General features: G+C 71.6%; 10 protein-coding genes and 3 pseudogenes. 2 read left to right on the top strand and 11 right to left on the bottom strand.

What is annotated here, in order from left to right; genetic code table 11:
• Positions 1-83: 83 nt before the first annotated feature.
• The 6 genes and pseudogenes from ACIQUT_RS29105 to ACIQUT_RS29080 all read right to left on the bottom strand — a co-directional run.
• Positions 84-734: pseudogene (locus ACIQUT_RS29105) on the bottom strand (VTT domain-containing protein); the annotation flags it as partial.
• A gap of 172 nt (positions 735-906) precedes the next feature.
• Positions 907-1,665 (bottom strand): MerR family transcriptional regulator, encoded by a 759-nt coding sequence (locus ACIQUT_RS29100; protein WP_403567057.1) that lies wholly within the window; start codon positions 1,663-1,665, stop codon positions 907-909.
• A 137-nt stretch (positions 1,666-1,802) separates the two neighbouring features.
• Positions 1,803-2,336, bottom strand: a pseudogene (locus tag ACIQUT_RS29095) (DinB family protein); the annotation flags it as partial.
• Positions 2,337-2,447: 111 nt separating this feature from the next.
• Positions 2,448-4,517: pseudogene (gene mrdA / locus ACIQUT_RS29090) on the bottom strand (penicillin-binding protein 2); the annotation flags it as partial.
• 77 nt (positions 4,518-4,594) lie between these two features.
• Positions 4,595-6,052 carry an aldehyde dehydrogenase family protein gene (locus ACIQUT_RS29085; RefSeq protein WP_403567055.1) on the bottom strand — a complete coding sequence of 486 codons (1,458 nt, stop codon included), beginning with the start codon at positions 6,050-6,052 and terminating at the stop codon, positions 4,595-4,597.
• Between the two features lie 88 nt (positions 6,053-6,140).
• Entirely contained in the window at positions 6,141-6,974 is an 834-nt protein-coding gene (locus ACIQUT_RS29080) for a helix-turn-helix domain-containing protein (protein WP_403567182.1), read from the bottom strand.
• A 408-nt stretch (positions 6,975-7,382) separates the two neighbouring features.
• Between ACIQUT_RS29080 and ACIQUT_RS29075 the strand changes: the two genes are divergently transcribed.
• Entirely contained in the window at positions 7,383-7,880 is a 498-nt protein-coding gene (locus tag ACIQUT_RS29075; RefSeq protein ID WP_403567054.1) for an ATP-binding protein, read from the top strand.
• Between the two features lie 132 nt (positions 7,881-8,012).
• On the opposite strand, the gene ACIQUT_RS29070 is transcribed toward ACIQUT_RS29075, so the two are convergent.
• Complete coding sequence (locus tag ACIQUT_RS29070; RefSeq protein ID WP_403567052.1) at positions 8,013-8,249, bottom strand: DUF397 domain-containing protein; 237 nt, start codon at positions 8,247-8,249, stop codon at positions 8,013-8,015.
• Positions 8,250-8,365: 116 nt separating this feature from the next.
• Positions 8,366-9,553, bottom strand: a complete 1,188-nt coding sequence (locus tag ACIQUT_RS29065; protein WP_403567050.1) for a DUF2786 domain-containing protein — start codon at positions 9,551-9,553, stop codon at positions 8,366-8,368.
• A 154-nt stretch (positions 9,554-9,707) separates the two neighbouring features.
• Here ACIQUT_RS29065 and ACIQUT_RS29060 point away from each other — a divergent pair, with 154 nt between their 5' ends.
• Positions 9,708-11,426 (top strand): bifunctional 3'-5' exonuclease/DNA polymerase, encoded by a 1,719-nt coding sequence (locus tag ACIQUT_RS29060; RefSeq protein ID WP_403567048.1) that lies wholly within the window; start codon positions 9,708-9,710, stop codon positions 11,424-11,426.
• A gap of 87 nt (positions 11,427-11,513) precedes the next feature.
• Here ACIQUT_RS29060 and ACIQUT_RS29055 read toward each other — a convergent pair whose 3' ends face one another.
• From ACIQUT_RS29055 to ACIQUT_RS29045, 3 genes are all read right to left on the bottom strand, one after another.
• Positions 11,514-12,749, bottom strand: coding sequence for a hypothetical protein (locus ACIQUT_RS29055; protein ID WP_403567046.1), 1,236 nt, complete (start codon positions 12,747-12,749; stop codon positions 11,514-11,516).
• 106 nt (positions 12,750-12,855) lie between these two features.
• Complete coding sequence (locus ACIQUT_RS29050) at positions 12,856-13,377, bottom strand: SigE family RNA polymerase sigma factor (protein WP_403567044.1); 522 nt, start codon at positions 13,375-13,377, stop codon at positions 12,856-12,858.
• Positions 13,378-13,461: 84 nt separating this feature from the next.
• Positions 13,462-14,700 carry a serine hydrolase domain-containing protein gene (locus tag ACIQUT_RS29045; protein WP_403567042.1) on the bottom strand — a complete coding sequence of 413 codons (1,239 nt, stop codon included), beginning with the start codon at positions 14,698-14,700 and terminating at the stop codon, positions 13,462-13,464.
• Positions 14,701-14,711: the final 11 nt, after the last annotated feature.

Here is a 14,711-nt window from a genome sequence, read left to right as displayed (position 1 = left end):
CACCAGGGTCCACCGGGGCGCAGGAGACTCGTCCGCGGGCCGCGGAAGGGCTGCTACCGCTTGGCGTGGCGGCGGCGCTCGCCCGCGGCGGGCGCGGCCGCCGGGCCGCCGGCCGCCTTGGCCTCCTTGCGGGCCTTGAGCACCTCGAAGACCACCGGGATCACGGAGAGCAGCACGATCCCGACGAGGATCGCCTCGACGTTGGCCTTGATGAAGTCGATCTGGCCGAGCCAGAAGCCCGCGACGGTGATGCCGGTGCCCCAGGCGACGCCGCCGATGACGTTGTACGTCAGGAAGGTGCGGTACTGCATCGAGCCGGCGCCCGCGACCATCGGCGCGAAGGTGCGGATGATCGGCACGAAGCGGGCGAGCACGATGGCCTTCGGGCCGTGCTTGTCCATGAACTCGTGGGCCTTGTCCAGGTTCTCCCGCTTGAAGAGCTTGGAGTTCGGCCGGTTGAAGAGCTTCGGGCCGAAGAACTTGCCGATCATGTAGCCGACCTGGTCGCCGAGGATCGCGGCGACCGTGATCAGGGTGCACACCAGCCACAGCGGCTGCTTGATGTACTCGCCGTTGGCGACGAGCAGGCCCGCCGTGAAGAGCAGGGAGTCACCGGGCAGGAAGGCGAACAGGCCCGATTCGGCGAAGACGATGACCAGGATGCCGATCAGCCCGAAGTGGGAGATCAAATAGTCCGGCGACATCCACTCAGGGGCGAGCGCAAGCGTGTACACGGGTGCGGGTATCTCCAGAATCGGGTGCGTCCGCGCGGGCGGGTGCGGCGGACTGGGGGGAGTGTCTCAATTTTCAACGGATACGGCCACCTCCGGGTTCCAGGTACCCGGAGGTGGCCGTACGCCAAATGTCCCCCTGCCGCGCCGCGGCTACGCCACGACTACGCCACGGTCACGCCTTGCGTGCCGCGTTGGCGAGGATGGCGTCCCGCAGGAACACCGCCAGCCCGGTCCGCACGGCGTCGAAGTAGCCCGTGAACCGCTCGTCGGAGACGTACATCTCGCCGAGGCCGGTGTGCATCTCGTACGGGCAGCTGTAGTGGTTCCGCTCGATCCAGGCGCGGTGCTCCTCGGCCAGGTCCATGGCCTCCCCGGAGTCGGCGGCCGCCCCCGCGTCCAGCAGCGCGGCCAGACGCTGCTGCAGGTCGTCCCCCTCGGCCTGGATCCGCTGCCAGTCCTCCTTGGTGTAGGAGGCCGCCCGGCGCGTGGACTCCTTGTACGCGTCGGTATGGCCCCAGCGCCGCTCGGCCTCCTCGGCGTACTGGTCGGGGTCGTTGTCCCCGAAGACCTCGAACTTCTCCTCGGGCGTGAGGTTGATTCCCATCTTCTTCGCCTCCATGGCGTGCTCCACGGCCTCGGCCATCTGCTGGAGCCGGGCGATCCGGTCGGACAGGAGGGTGTGCTGCCGACGCAGGTGCTCCCTCGGGTCCGCTTCCGGGTCGTCCAGCAGGACCGCGACCTCGTCGAGGGGGAAGCCGAGCTCCCGGTAGAACAGGATCTGCTGCAGCCGGTCCATGTCGGCGTCGCCGTACCGCCGGTGGCCCGCGTGGCTGCGGCTGCTCGGGGAGAGCAGGCCGATCTCGTCGTAGTGGTGCAGCGTGCGCACCGTGACTCCGGCGAATCCGGCGACCTGGCCCACGGAGTAGCTCATGTTTCCGCCCTTCTCTCGTACGCCCTCGACTCTCCCTCCTCACGCCGCGTGAGGTGCAAGCCCTTGCCGCCCCTTGTCGCTCCTCGCCGTCCTCGCCGTCCGGGCCGTGGCGGAGACTACGCCTCCGGCCAAGTCCCGCCCTGCGCCAGGGCCACCAGCTCGAAGGCGGTCTTCCCGTCCAGGGACTCCCGGATGATGTCGGCGTGCCCCGCGTGCCGGGCGTGCTCCTCGACCAGGTGGAGCATCAGCCACCGCATCGACACGCTGGCGTCCTGGGGGAACCAGGGCACGGCGGGCAGCGGGAAGGTGTCGTCCAGGCTGGGCACCTCGCGGATGAACTTCTCCAGCTCGGCCGCGACCGCGTCCCAGAACGCGAGCATCTCGGGGACGGTCTCGTCCCCGACGAGCCGGAAGCTGTCGCCCCAGGTCTGCTCGTTGCGCTGGCGCTCGTTGGGCTGCCGCTGCGCCATCCGCAGCCAGTTCAGCTCCACCTCGGCGGCGTGCTTGAGCAGTCCCGACAGGGACAGTCCGCTCGCGCTGGGGCGGCTCGCCGCCTGCTCCTCGGTGAGGCCGTGCGCCGCGCGGCGCAGCGCGCCGCGCTGGGCGTCGACGTAGGACAGGAGCGCGCTGCGCTCGTCGCCGGGAGCTTCTGCGGGTACGAACGTGGGCATGGGGACCTCCGCGTTTTCCGGGTGCCGGTGTGTCGTCCTGACATCCACCACGCTACGGATCAATGAGGTCAGATCCTGTCCTAGATCATGACGGGCCGCTCAGGACGCGTCGCCGTCCGGGCGGATCGCCGGGAGCTCGGTCATCGGCTTGGGCAGGAGCGCCTTGGACAGGTCCTGGGCGCCCTTCTCGTCGAGCCCGTACATCGCCTCGTAGATCTTGCGGACGGCCGGTCCGGAGGCGCCGGATCCGGTGCCGCCCTGGGAGATCGTCATGACGATCGCGTAGTCCTCGGTGTACGAGGCGAACCAGGAGGTGGTCTGCTTGCCCTGGACCTCGGCGGTGCCGGTCTTGGCGTGCATCGGGATCTGCTTCTGCGGCCAGCCGCCGAACCGCCAGGCGGCGCTGCCGGAGGTGACCACCGAGGCGAGGGCCCGGTCGATGTCGTCGCGCAGTTCGGCGTCCATGGGCAGGCGGGCCTGCTCCTTGGGGGCGATCTCCTTGACCGCGGTGCCGTCGGCGCTGACGATCGCCTTGCCGATGGTGGGCTGGTGCAGGGTGCCGCCGTTGGCGATGGCCGCGTAGACGGAGGCCATCTGGACCGGGGTGACGAGGGTGTCGCCCTGGCCGATGGAGTAGTTGATGGCGTCGCCCTCGCGCAGCTGGTTGCCCTGGCGGCAGTTCTCGTACGCGATCTTCTCGGCGAAGCTGCCGTCCTTCTTGCCGTCCCGGCACCAGGCGGCCTTGTTGGCCTCGAAGAAGTCCTTCTTCCACTGGCGGTCGGGGACCCGGCCGGCGACCTCGTTGGGCAGGTCGATGCCGGTCGGCTTGCCGAGGCCGAACTCGTGGGCGGTCTTCAGGAACCAGTCCTTGGGGTCCTTCTTCGGGTTGATCCCGCCGTCCTTCTTCCACTCCCGGTCGGCGAGGGCGTAGTAGACCGTGTCGCAGGAGACCTCCAGGGCGCGGCCGATGTTGATGTCGCCGTAGCCCTGGGACTCGAAGTTGGTGAAGGTCTGGCCGCCGACGGAGTAGGAGCTGGGGCAGGGGTAGCGGCCGTCGAAGGGGTAGCCCGCGTTGACCGCGGCCGTCGAGGAGACCACCTTGAAGATCGAGCCGGGGGCGGCCTGGCCCTGGATCGCCCGGTTGAGCAGCGGGTAGTTGGAGTCCTTCGCGGTGAGGGAGGCGTAGTCCTTGGCGGAGATGCCGCCGACCCACAGCCCCGGGTCGTACGTCGGGCTGGAGGCCATCGCGACGATCCGGCCGGTCTTGGACTCCATGACGACGACGGCGCCCGAGTCGGCCTCGTAGTTCCGCCGCGTGTTCCTGTCGTACGTCTTGCGGGCCTCGGCCATCGCGTAGGCCAGCTCGCGCTCGGCGACGGCCTGTACGCGCGAGTCGATCGAGGTGACGACGTTGGCGCCGGCGGTGGGCTTGTCGGCCTGGGCCAGCCCGATGACCCGGCCGAGGTTGTCGACCTCGTAGCGGGTGACGCCCGCCTTGCCGCGCAGCTCCTTGTCGTACGTGCGCTCCAGGCCGGAGCGGCCCACCTGGTCGGAGCGCAGGTACGGGGAGTCGGTCTTCTTCGCCTTGGCGATCTCCGCGTCGGTGACGGGCGAGAGGTAGCCCAGCACCTGGGAGGTGTTGGCCTGGTCCGGGGCGGGGTAGCGGCGCAGGGCGGTGGGCTCGGCGGTGATGCCGGGGAACCGCTCGGCGTGCTCCCGTATCTCCAGGACCTGGTCGGTGGTGGCCTCGGCGGTGATGGGGATCGGCTGGTACGGCGAACCGTTCCAGCAGGGCTTGGGGGTCTTGGCGTCACACAGCCGGACACTGTTGACGACGTTCTCCGGCTGCATGCCGAGGACGCCCGCGAGGCGGGTGAGGACGTCCTTGCCCTTGTCCTTCATCTTGCTCAGCTCGGTGCGGCTGGCGGAGACCACCATGCGGGTCTCGTTGTCGGCGAGGGGGACCCCGCGGGCGTCGAGGATCGAGCCGCGCACGGCGGGCTGGACGACCTGCTGGACGTGGTTGTTCTTCGCCTCGTCCGTGTACTCCTGGCCGTTGCGGATCTGGAGGTACCACAGGCGGCCGCCGAGGGTGAGCAGCAGCGAGAAGACGACCACCTGGATGACCACCAGGCGGTTCTGGACCCGGGGCGTCCGCCCCGTCTCCGGAATGTTGCTCAACTCGAAACTCCCCCGAAGCGCTGCCCGCCGCCGACCCGGCCGGGTGCCGGTCCCGCCGAGTCTAGAGCGGGCCGCTCTCAGAGCGGGAAGGTGCTCCTGCCGTGCTGGACCGAGATCCATTTCTGGGTGGTGAAGGCCTCGACCGTGGCCTCGCCGTTCAGCCGGCCGAGCCCGGAGGCCTTCTCCCCGCCGAACGCGGCCAGCGGCTCGTCGCCGATGGTGGAGTCGTTGACGTGGATCATCCCGGTCTCGATGCGCTGGGCGAAGCGGACGCCGCGCTCGACGTCCCGGGTGTGGACGGCGCCGGACAGCCCGTACGGGGTCGCGTTGGCCAGGGCCACGGCCTCCTCCTCCCCGTCGAAGACCATCAGCAGGGCGACGGGGCCGAAGATCTCCTGGCCCAGCAGCGGGGAGTCCTCGGGGATCCCGGTCAGCACGGTGGGTTCGACCAGGTTGCCGCGCGTAGCGCCGCGTACGAGGGCGCGGGCGCCGGATTCCACGGCGCGGTCCACGAGGGCGGTGAGCGCCTCGGCCTGGAAGGAGTTGATCAGGGGGCCGATGTGGGTGTCGGCCTCGCGGGGGTCGCCGGTCTTCAGGCCCCGCACCCGGGCGGTGAACTTCTCGGTGAACTCCTCGGCGACGGAGGCGTCGACCAGGATCCGGTTGGCGGCCATGCAGACCTGGCCCTGGTAGACGAAGCGGCTGAAGACGGCCGCGTCGACGGCGTAGTCGATGTCCGCGTCGTCGAGGACGACCAGGGCGCTGTTGCCGCTGAGCTCCAGGACGGTCCGTTTGAAGTGGCGGGCGGCGACCGCGCCGACGTGCCGGCCGACGCGGTCGGAGCCGGCGAAGGAGATCACCTTGGGGACCGGATGGGTCAGGAGGGCGTCGCCGATCTCGGCGATGTCGGTGACCAGCACGCTGAGGAGGCCGGGCGGCAGGCCCGCGTCCTCGAAGAGCTTCGCGATGACCCCGCCGCCGATCACGGGTGCGTTCTGGTTCGGCTTGACCACGACGGCGTTGCCCAGGGCCAGGGCGGGCGCGACCGACTTCAGGGTGACCAGGAAGGGGAAGTTGAAGGGGCTGATCACGGTGACCACCCCGACGGGGAGCCGCTGGACGCGGCTCTCCTTGCCCTCGACCGGCGAGATCAGGATCCGGCCCTCGGGGCGGACGGCCAGCTGCATCGCCTCGCGGACGAACTCCTTGGCGAGGGCGATCTCGTACTCGGCCTTGGAGCGGGTGCCGCCGAGCTCGTCGATCATCGCCTCGACGAGTTCCTTCTCGCGCTCCTCGGTGATCCGCAGGAGGCGCTCCAGGACGGCCCGTCTGGCGTAGGGGCTGGTGGCGGCCCAGTCTCTCTGCGCGCGCTCGGCGGCGCGGTAGGCCTGGTCCACCTGCTCGACGGTGGCCACGGTGATGGCCGCGAGCTTCTCCCCGTTGTACGGGTTGACGTCGATGATGTCCCACGAACCGGTGCCGGCCTGCCATGTGCCGTCGATGTACTGGTGAGCCAGGTCGTCGAATATGGACATGCCATCCCTTACTGCGAGCGCGCACCCGTGCGCTGCACCGTCAGATCCGATCGGTCATGCACTGATCAGACGTCATACTACGTGCGAATCAAGACAGTTGGAGTAGCCCGCGCAGGAGATCACGGGTCCGGTCGGGGTCGGGGCAGTCCTCCTGGAGCCGGGTCATCGCCCGCTCGTACTGCGCGACCTCCTCCTCTTTGTCGAGGTAGAGCGCGCTGGTGAGCTGCTCCAGGTAGACGATGTCCTGGAGGTCGGACTCGGGGAAGCGCAGCAGGGTGAAGGCGCCGCTCTCGCCGGAGTGGCCGCCGAAGGAGAACGGCATCACCTGGAGCTGCACGTTGGGCCGCTGGGAGACCTCGATGAGGTGCTCCAGCTGGCCGCGCATGACGTCGCGGCCCCCGTACGGGCGGCGCAGGGCGGCCTCGTCGAGGACGGCGTGGAAGACCGGGGCGCTCTCGGAGACGAGCGCCTTCTGGCGCTCCAGGCGCAGCGCGACGCGGCGGTCGATCTCGGCCTGGGAGGCGCCGGGCATGCCGCGGCTGACGACGGCCTGGGCGTACGCCTCGGTCTGCAACAGGCCGTGGATGAACTGGACTTCGTAGATCCGGATGAGCGAGGCGGCGCCCTCCAGGCCGATGTAGGTCTGGAACCAGCCGGGCAGCACGTCGCCGTAACTGTGCCACCATCCGGTCGCGTTGGCCTCGCGGACGAGGCCGAGGAGCGACTCGCGCTCCGCGCCGTCCGTGACCCCGTAGAGCGTGAGGAGGTCCTCGACGTCTCGTGCCTTGAAACTCACCCTTCCCAACTCCAAGCGGCTGATCTTCGATTCGGATGCGCGGATCGAGTAGCCGGCCGCCTCACGGGTGATGCCCCGGGATTCTCGGAGTCGCCTGAGCTGTGAGCCCAGGAGGATGCGGCGCACCACGGAACCGCCTGCTTCTGCGGTCACTGTCCTGCCCTCCCCATCGCCATGGATACGCGTGGTCTGCGCGTGTGCTGCGTCGCTGGGCCCCCGAACCCAGGCCACGCAGTCTGCCACCAAAACGCATCGGCCCGTACTCGTTCTGTAACGGAATCCCGGCCGCCGTAAAAGAAGTCCGTAAGTATGCGTAGGAAGAAATGAGCAAGAACCATCACGGGAAGGGACGGGTCGGGCGCGTGCACGTGCATCTGCCCTTGCATCCAGCTTCTGCATTCGGAACGATGGTGCCGCGCACCTGCGTGCTCTTCGCGCCGGCGCCGGACCCACCCCGCAGTTCTTTCTGGACGCAAGCCGCCGCCACGTCCGCGAATCCCGGGAGTGCCTCGCATGGGGACGAATGGATCGACCATGCTCGAGCCGTTACGGCAGGGGCTGCCCCCGGTCGACCCCACCGCCGTGTCCGGGTCCGCCTCCTGCTCCTTGCCCGCCCGCTTCGAAGCGGTCCGCGGCGCCCGCTCGTTCACCCGGTCGACCCTGTCCCAGTGGGGCCTCGACGACCGCTTCAACGACGTGGCCCTGGTCGTCTCCGAACTGGTCACCAACGCGCTGCGGCACGCCCTGCCCGGGGATCCGCGGCCGGCGGCGGCCGCGGGCGGCGAGCCCGAGGCGGCCGTGCGGCTGCACCTGATGCGGTGGAGCTCGCGGCTGGTGTGCGCGGTGCGCGACCCCAGCGAGGACCGGCCGGGCGGATCGTTCGAACCGGAGCACACCCGGGAGAACTGCGACCTGGAGTCCGGGCGCGGGCTGTTCCTGGTGGACGCCTACAGCGACAGCTGGGGCTGGCACCCGCTCGCGGGGCGGCTGACCGGCAAGGTCGTGTGGGCGCTGTTCATGCTCCCCGAGTAACGGCCCGCAGCGGCGCGGGAACGGGCAGCCGGCCGGAATCGATCATGGCGATCGGTTCCGGCCGGTGCACGTGCACGGCTTGATCGGTGGCACGGTTCCTGAGTGGTGCGAGTCCGCTCCCGAGTCCGCCTCTCAGCCGATCAGGTGGTCGAACTCGCCGTCCTTGACGCCCAGCAGCAGCGCCTCGATCTCGGCCGGCGTGTAGACGAGTGCCGGTCCGTCAGGAAAGCGGGAGTTGCGCACGGCGACAGCGCCACCCGGCAGCTTGGCGAACTCCACACAGGACCCTTGCGAGTTGCTGTGTCTGCTCTTCTGCCAGGTCACGCCGTCGAGTTCTGCAGCTGCCATCCCGTTGTACGCGTGGTCCACAGGAAGCCCCCGATAGTGCAGATGTCAACTCCACCGGATCATAGCTGTGTTCACGGGTAGCTGCATGGGCAGATGCACGTGCACGCGGAGGGTGCTCTCTTGATCACGTTCTGGGGCTAACGCGGGAGCGAACGGTCCGGCCGCTGCCTGCCGTTGCCCATGTGCGCCCGGTCGGCGGCGGCCGTGCCGTCGTTCCAGCCCGCCGGGTCCGTGGCCCCCCGCAGCCGGGTGGTCGTGGTGCGGGGGAACATCTCGTCCGCCCGGGCGGTGACGGCCACGTCGCGGGCCACCAGCGCGGGCAGGTTGTCCGGGGCCTGCGCCGCGGTGTGCTCGGCGGTCTCGGCGAGCCGGCGCCCGAGGCGGCTCGCGTAGGCGAGCAGGAACGACTGCCGGAACGTTTTTGTCCGCTTGCGCCCGCCGGCCCGCTGCTCGGCCTCGGCCCGGGTCATGGCGGCCGTGCCCTGCACGAGCAGCGAGGTGTACAGCAGCTCCACCGCCTCCAGGTCGCTCTCGAAGCCGACCACCGTGGAGAACTCGAAGGCGCCGTTCCACACCGCCCGGCAGCGGTTCGCGGTGGCCACCGCGTCCAGCAGCACCGCCTTGGCCTCCTCGTACGGCGGCTCGACCCCGATCCGGCAGGCCGCGGGCGTCTGCGCGGGCCCCTTGCCGCCGGCCGCGAGCAGCGCCTCGTCGACGGTGTGCCGGGCCATCAGCTCCTGGGCCTTGGCGCTGAGCGCCTCCGCCTCCTCCGGGTACGTGGTCGCCTCCGCCTTGGCGAGCAGGGCGCGGATACGGCCGAGCATGCGCGGCTCGATGTGCGCGTGCTCCAGGGCGTCGGCGGCCGCGTCACCGGGGAGCGGGCCCACCGGCTCGATCGACGGCAGCCGGATCAGCAGGCGGAACACCTCCAGGAAGGCCGTCGCCAGCGCGAACCGGTCCGCCCTCTCCCGCTGCGCGAGCCGCTCCCCGTAGCGGGTGTCGTCCGTCCACCACGCCTCGGCGTCCGTCCACCCCTCGGGCAGCCGGGCGTAGCGCCGCGCCTCGCCCGCGATCAGGTCCCCGGTGATCCGCAGATGCCGCTCGCCGAGGTCCCGGCAAACCAGCCGCAGCACGTCCGCGGGCCGCCAGCCGCGCTCCCAGGCCTGCCGTGCGTACGCCTCCCCGCGCGCCAGCAGCTCCCGCCCGGCCTCGGCCCAGCGGCCGGGATCGGCGGCGAGCAACGAGGCCCCCGTGTCCAGCCCGGCATCGTCCTGACCATAGAGCGCGGCCTCACAGGCCCGATCAACAACATCCCTCACCCCCACAGCCTCCCACGCCCCCACAAACACAGTCCCAGCCGTCCGCCGCAACCCAGCCCCGCCGCCAATCCAGCCCCGCCTGCGTTTGAGGCGCGGGGCCGGGGCGGAGCCCCGGGGCGGCGGCGGGGCGCTGTCAGACCCCGGTGGGACACTCGGACGCATGAGCGACCGCCCCCCACGGTGGGCCCTGGCCGAAGACGCCGAAGGCCGCTGGCACGCCACCCCCCTCACCCCCTCGGCCGGGCCCCGGATCACGGTCGCCGACCCCGCCGAGGCCGTCCGGGCGGCGCCCGCCACCACCCGCTGGATCTGGCGGTCCACCTCCGCCGTCTACCCGCGCCTGCTCGCCGCCGGCATCCGCGTGGACCGCTGCTACGACGTCGAGGACGCCGAGCTGCTCCTCCTCGGCCACGAGGGCCGCTCCGGCGAGCCCCGTTCCGCGGCCGCCGCCTGGGCCCGGCTGTCGGGCGCGCCGGTCCCGCCCGACCCCCCGGCACGGGCCGCCGCGCCGGGCGCGCAGGACTCCCTGTTCGAGCCGCGGCCCGCTCCGCTGCCCCTCGACGCGCTGATCGCCGTCTACGAGAACCAGGAGCGGCGGCAGGCGGCCACCGCCCACCCGGACCGCATGCGGCTGCTGACGGCCGCGGAGTCGGCGGCGTTCCTGATCGCCGCCGAGATGCACCGCGCCGGGATGCCCTGGCGGGCCGACGTGCACCGCGCCCTGCTCACCGAGCTCCTCGGCGAGCGCTATGCGGGCGGCGGCGAGCCCCGCCGCCTCGCCGAGCTCGCCGACGAGGTCTCGGCGGCGTTCGGCCGCCGCGTGCGCCCGGAGCTGGCCGCCGACGTGGTCAAGGCGTTCGCCGCGGCGGGGATCCGGCTCACGTCGACGCGCCGCTGGGAGATCGAGGGCCTCGACCATCCCGCCGTCGCGCCCCTCCTCGCGTACAAGAAGCTGTACCGGATCTACACCGCGCACGGCTGGGGCTGGCTCCAGGACTGGGTCCGCGACGGCCGCTTCCGCCCCGAGTTCGTCCCCGGCGGCACCCTGACGGGCCGCTGGGTCACCAACGGCGGCGGCGCCCTGCAGATCCCCAAGGTGATCCGCCGGGCGGTCGTCGCCGATCCCGGCTGGCGGCTGGTCGTCGCCGACGCCGACCAGATGGAGCCGCGCGTCCTGGCCGCGATCTCCCGCGACCGGGCGTTCATGGAGGTGGCGGGCCGCGGGGAGGACCTGTACACGGCGATCTCCCGGCAGGGCTTCTCCGGCGACCGGGACCAGGCCAAGCTGGCGGTCCTCGGCGCGGTGTACGGCCAGACCTCCGGCGACGGCCTGAAGAACCTGGCCGCGCTGCGCCGCCGCTTCCCGCAGGCCGTGGCGTACGTGGACGACGCGGCGAAGGCGGGCGAGGAGGGCCGCCTCGTCCGGACGTGGCTGGGCCGCACCTGCCCGCCCCCGGTGCGCCGCGGCGACGCCGAGGACGCGGACGGCGGCGAGGCGGGCCACACCGACGAGCCCGGGGAGGCGGGCCTCCCGCAGAGCCGCCGGGAGGACGCCTGGACCCCGGGGTACGCCTCCACCGATTCCCGGGCCCGCGGCCGCTTCACCCGCAATTTCGTCGTGCAGGGCAGCGCCGCCGACTGGGCGCTGCTGCTCCTGGCGGCGCTGCGGCAGTCCATCGCGGCCGCCGGGATGCGGGCCGAGCTGGTGTTCTTCCAGCACGACGAGGTGATAGTCCACTGCCCGGCCGAGGAGGCGGAGGCCGTCGCCGAGGCGATCCGCGCCGCCGGGGACCGGGCCGGGCGGATCGCGTTCGGCGACACCCCGGTCCGGTTCCCGTTCACGACGGCGGTCGTGGAGTGCTACGCCGACGCCAAGTGACCCCGGCCCGACGACCCGGGCCTCGGCTCCGGCCTCCGCTCCGCCCTCCGATCGGTGCTCCGCTTCGACCCCGGCAGTGGCTCCGCCTCAGCCGAGCCACTTGGGGTCGAGGGCGATCTGCCGAAGCTGCTCGATCGTCAGCAGCGGCTCGGCCCGGGTCGCCGCCTTGTTCTGGTCGGCGGTGTTGAACGCGGAGACCACCACGCGCCGGCCGTCCGGGCGCAGCGTGTCCACGGTCCACATGACGACGCCCTTGCCGCCCTTCTCGCCGCCCTTCTTCTCCGCGAGGACCTTGGTGCCGTCCCCCAGCACGGTCGTCTGCAGGTTGGCGAACTGCCCCGCCAGGAGCTCGCCCATCCCCGTCTGCGCGTTGACCTGGACGAGGGAGCCGCCCCGGCCGTCGTCGAGCACGGCGTAGGCGTAGCCGGCCTTGCCCCCCTTCTCGGTGACCGTGGCGCCGTTCTTGGGGAGCAGCTCCCGCAGGACCGCTCCGGCGTCCGGCCCGGTGGACGGGGCGAGGGGCTGCTGCCTGTCCTGCGCTGCGGCCGGCAGGTCGTTCAGGGCCGGGTGCCACAGCGGCGAGGCCGCCACCTCCGTCAACCGGCCCTTGTCCAGGGGCGGCTGGGGCCGCGATACGGGAGCTCCCTTCTCGGCCGGAGCGTTCCACTCCTGTACGTCCACCCGGAAGCCCTGGTCGGTGACGAGCACGGCCAGCCACCGCTTGGTCGGCTCGCGCCGGTCGGGGTACTCGTGGCCCTGGAAGACCTTGAGCCGGGACCCGTCCGGGAGGGTCGACGTCTCGCACGCGTCGTACTGTGCCCGCGGCTCCTCCGCGCAGCTGACGGCCGCGTCGGCGTCCTGGCCCTTGGGGTCGACCCGCGAGAGGCCCACGGAGACGGCCGCCCCGCCCTTGCCGTCGTCGTACACCCCGGACACCATCGGGCCCGGCTGGTCGCCGGTGCCGCGGGCCTCGGTGCCGGTCAGGGTGCCGCCCGGGAGCAGCTGCTTGAGTACGCCGACCAGCTGGTCGGCGGTGACGGCCCCGCTGCCGGGCCCCCGGCCGAGTGTTTCGCCTTTCGGTTCGGTGGGCGACGAAGCCGCGTGCACCCCGGTGCTGCCGGTGCCGAACAGGCCGCCGGTGTAGGCGCCACCCGCCCCGATCACGGCCAGGGCCAGGGCCGACCCGCCGACGACGGCGGCGCGGCGCCGGGCCACCAGGCGCCGCCCGCGCTGCTCGCCGGCTTCGGCGAGGGCCTGCCGGTCGGCGTCGAATTCGTTGCCGACGCGCCGCAGGGCGCCGCCGAGCTCATCTTCAAAAGGCATGCGGAACCAGACCTTCCACCAAGTAGTAAGGGCAGGGGAGGTACGGGAAGAGAAGAAAAGAAAAGGGGACGGGGGCGGGCACGGAGATCGACCGGTCGGGCAGCCCTCACCGCCCCGCGAACTCGGCCAGCGAACCCCCCAGTTGATCCCGCAGCCGGGCCAGCGCCCGCGTGCTGCGGGTGCGTACGGCCGCGGAGCTGGAGTTCATGGCGTCTGCGGTCTCCTCGACGCTGCGGTCCTCCCAGTACCGCAGGACGAGCACCGCCCGGTCCTTGGGCGGCAGGTTCCCCAGGGCCTGCAGCAGGGTGAGCCGCAGCGCCGGGTCACCGCCCTCCGCCGCCGTGGGCCCGCCCGGCTGCTCGGGGACGTCCCCGAGCGGGCGTTCCGCCGCCGAGCGGCGCCGACGGTGCGTCAGGAAGGTCCGTACGAGCACCGCCTGCGCGTACGCGGCGGGGTTGTCGATGCGGGAGATCCGCCCCCAGAGCAGGTACATCCGCCCCAGGGTCTCCTGGACGAGGTCCTCCGCGAGATGGGTGTCCCCGCTGGTCAGGAGGCAGGCCGACCGGTACAGGTGTCCCGATCGGCCTGCCGCGAACTCGCGGAACCCGTCCCTGCGCCCCTGCCGCATCCACTCCCCCTCGTGCCCGTCTCACCACGTTGACGCGATGGGGATGCAGGAATGTTTCACCTCGGTTGTCTCACCTCGGTTGTCTCACCTCGGCGGGGGCGTTCCCGCTCCGCCCTGCGCCGGCAGGTCGAAGACGTGGTCGGGGGTCACGATCTCCGTGATGGCCTTGCCGAAGAGGGTGCTGGGCTCCTCCCCCTCGGCCGCGATGTCGGTGTTGAGCAGCACGACCAGCGTGGCCTGCGCCTCCGGCAGGAAGACGGTCAGCGACTGGTAGCCGGGCAGTGAGCCGTTGTGGCCGATCCAGCCCTGCACGTTGAAGATGCCCAGCCCGTAGCCGGTCCCGGGCAGCGCGTCGACGACCTTCAGCCGCTCGGCCTGGGTCGCGGGCTCCAGCAGCGTGCCCGTGGCCAGGATCCGGGCCCACTTGCGCAGGTCGGCGAGGTCGGAGACCATCGCGCCGGCCGCCCACGCCCAGGACGGGTTCCAGTCCGTGGCGTCCTGCACCTGCCCGTCGGCGGTCTGGTCGGTGTAGCCCTGCGCGTGCGGCGTCGGGAACTCGGCGCCGACGGGGAAAACGGTGTGCAGCAGCCCGGCGGGGGTGGTGACGTACTTGTCGATGTAGTCGTTGAGCTTCATCCCGCTGACCTTCTCGACCACCAGGCCCAGCAGGATCAGGTTGGTGTTGCTGTAGTAGAACCTGGCGTCCGGCTCGAACATCACCGGGTGCTTGAAGGAGTACGCGAGCAGCTCCTGCGGGGTGAACGGCTTGCGCGGGTTGCTCGTCAGCGCCTTGAAGAAGTCCGGGTCCTCGGAGTAGTTGTACAGACCGCTGCGCATCCCGGCGAGCTCGCGCAGGGTGATCCTGTCGCCGTTCGGCACCCCGTCGACGTACTGCCCGATCGGGTCGTCCAGGCCGACCTTGCCCTGGTCGACCAGCTCCAGCAGGGCGGTGACGGTGAACGTCTTGGTCTCGCTGCCGATCCGCATGTACAGGTTGGTGGTCATGGGCTGGCCGGTCGACTTGTCGGCGACGCCGAAGCTGCGGATGTACTCGCCCTTCCCGGGCGCGGACAGGGCCACCATGACACCGGGCACCTTGGCCTCGGCGAGCACCTTCCGCACGGCCCGGTCCAGTTGCCGGGCCACCGCCGGGGTGAGCTGCGGGAACTCCCCCTGCCGTGTGGGGGCCGCCGACACCGCCGCGGTGCGTGCCGTCCGCGTGTCCGTGTCCTGTGCGTACCCGGTCCCCGTTCCGAGGGGCGCCGCCAGCAGCCCCACCGCGGCCGCCCCCGCCACCGCCGCCCTGCGCAACCGTGTCGTCATGCCCGGCCTCC

Source organism: Streptomyces sp. NPDC090445 (assembly GCF_044769385.1).
In the GTDB taxonomy this organism is placed as follows: domain Bacteria; phylum Actinomycetota; class Actinomycetes; order Streptomycetales; family Streptomycetaceae; genus Streptomyces.
This window is presented reverse-complemented; position numbering and strand designations above follow the sequence as displayed.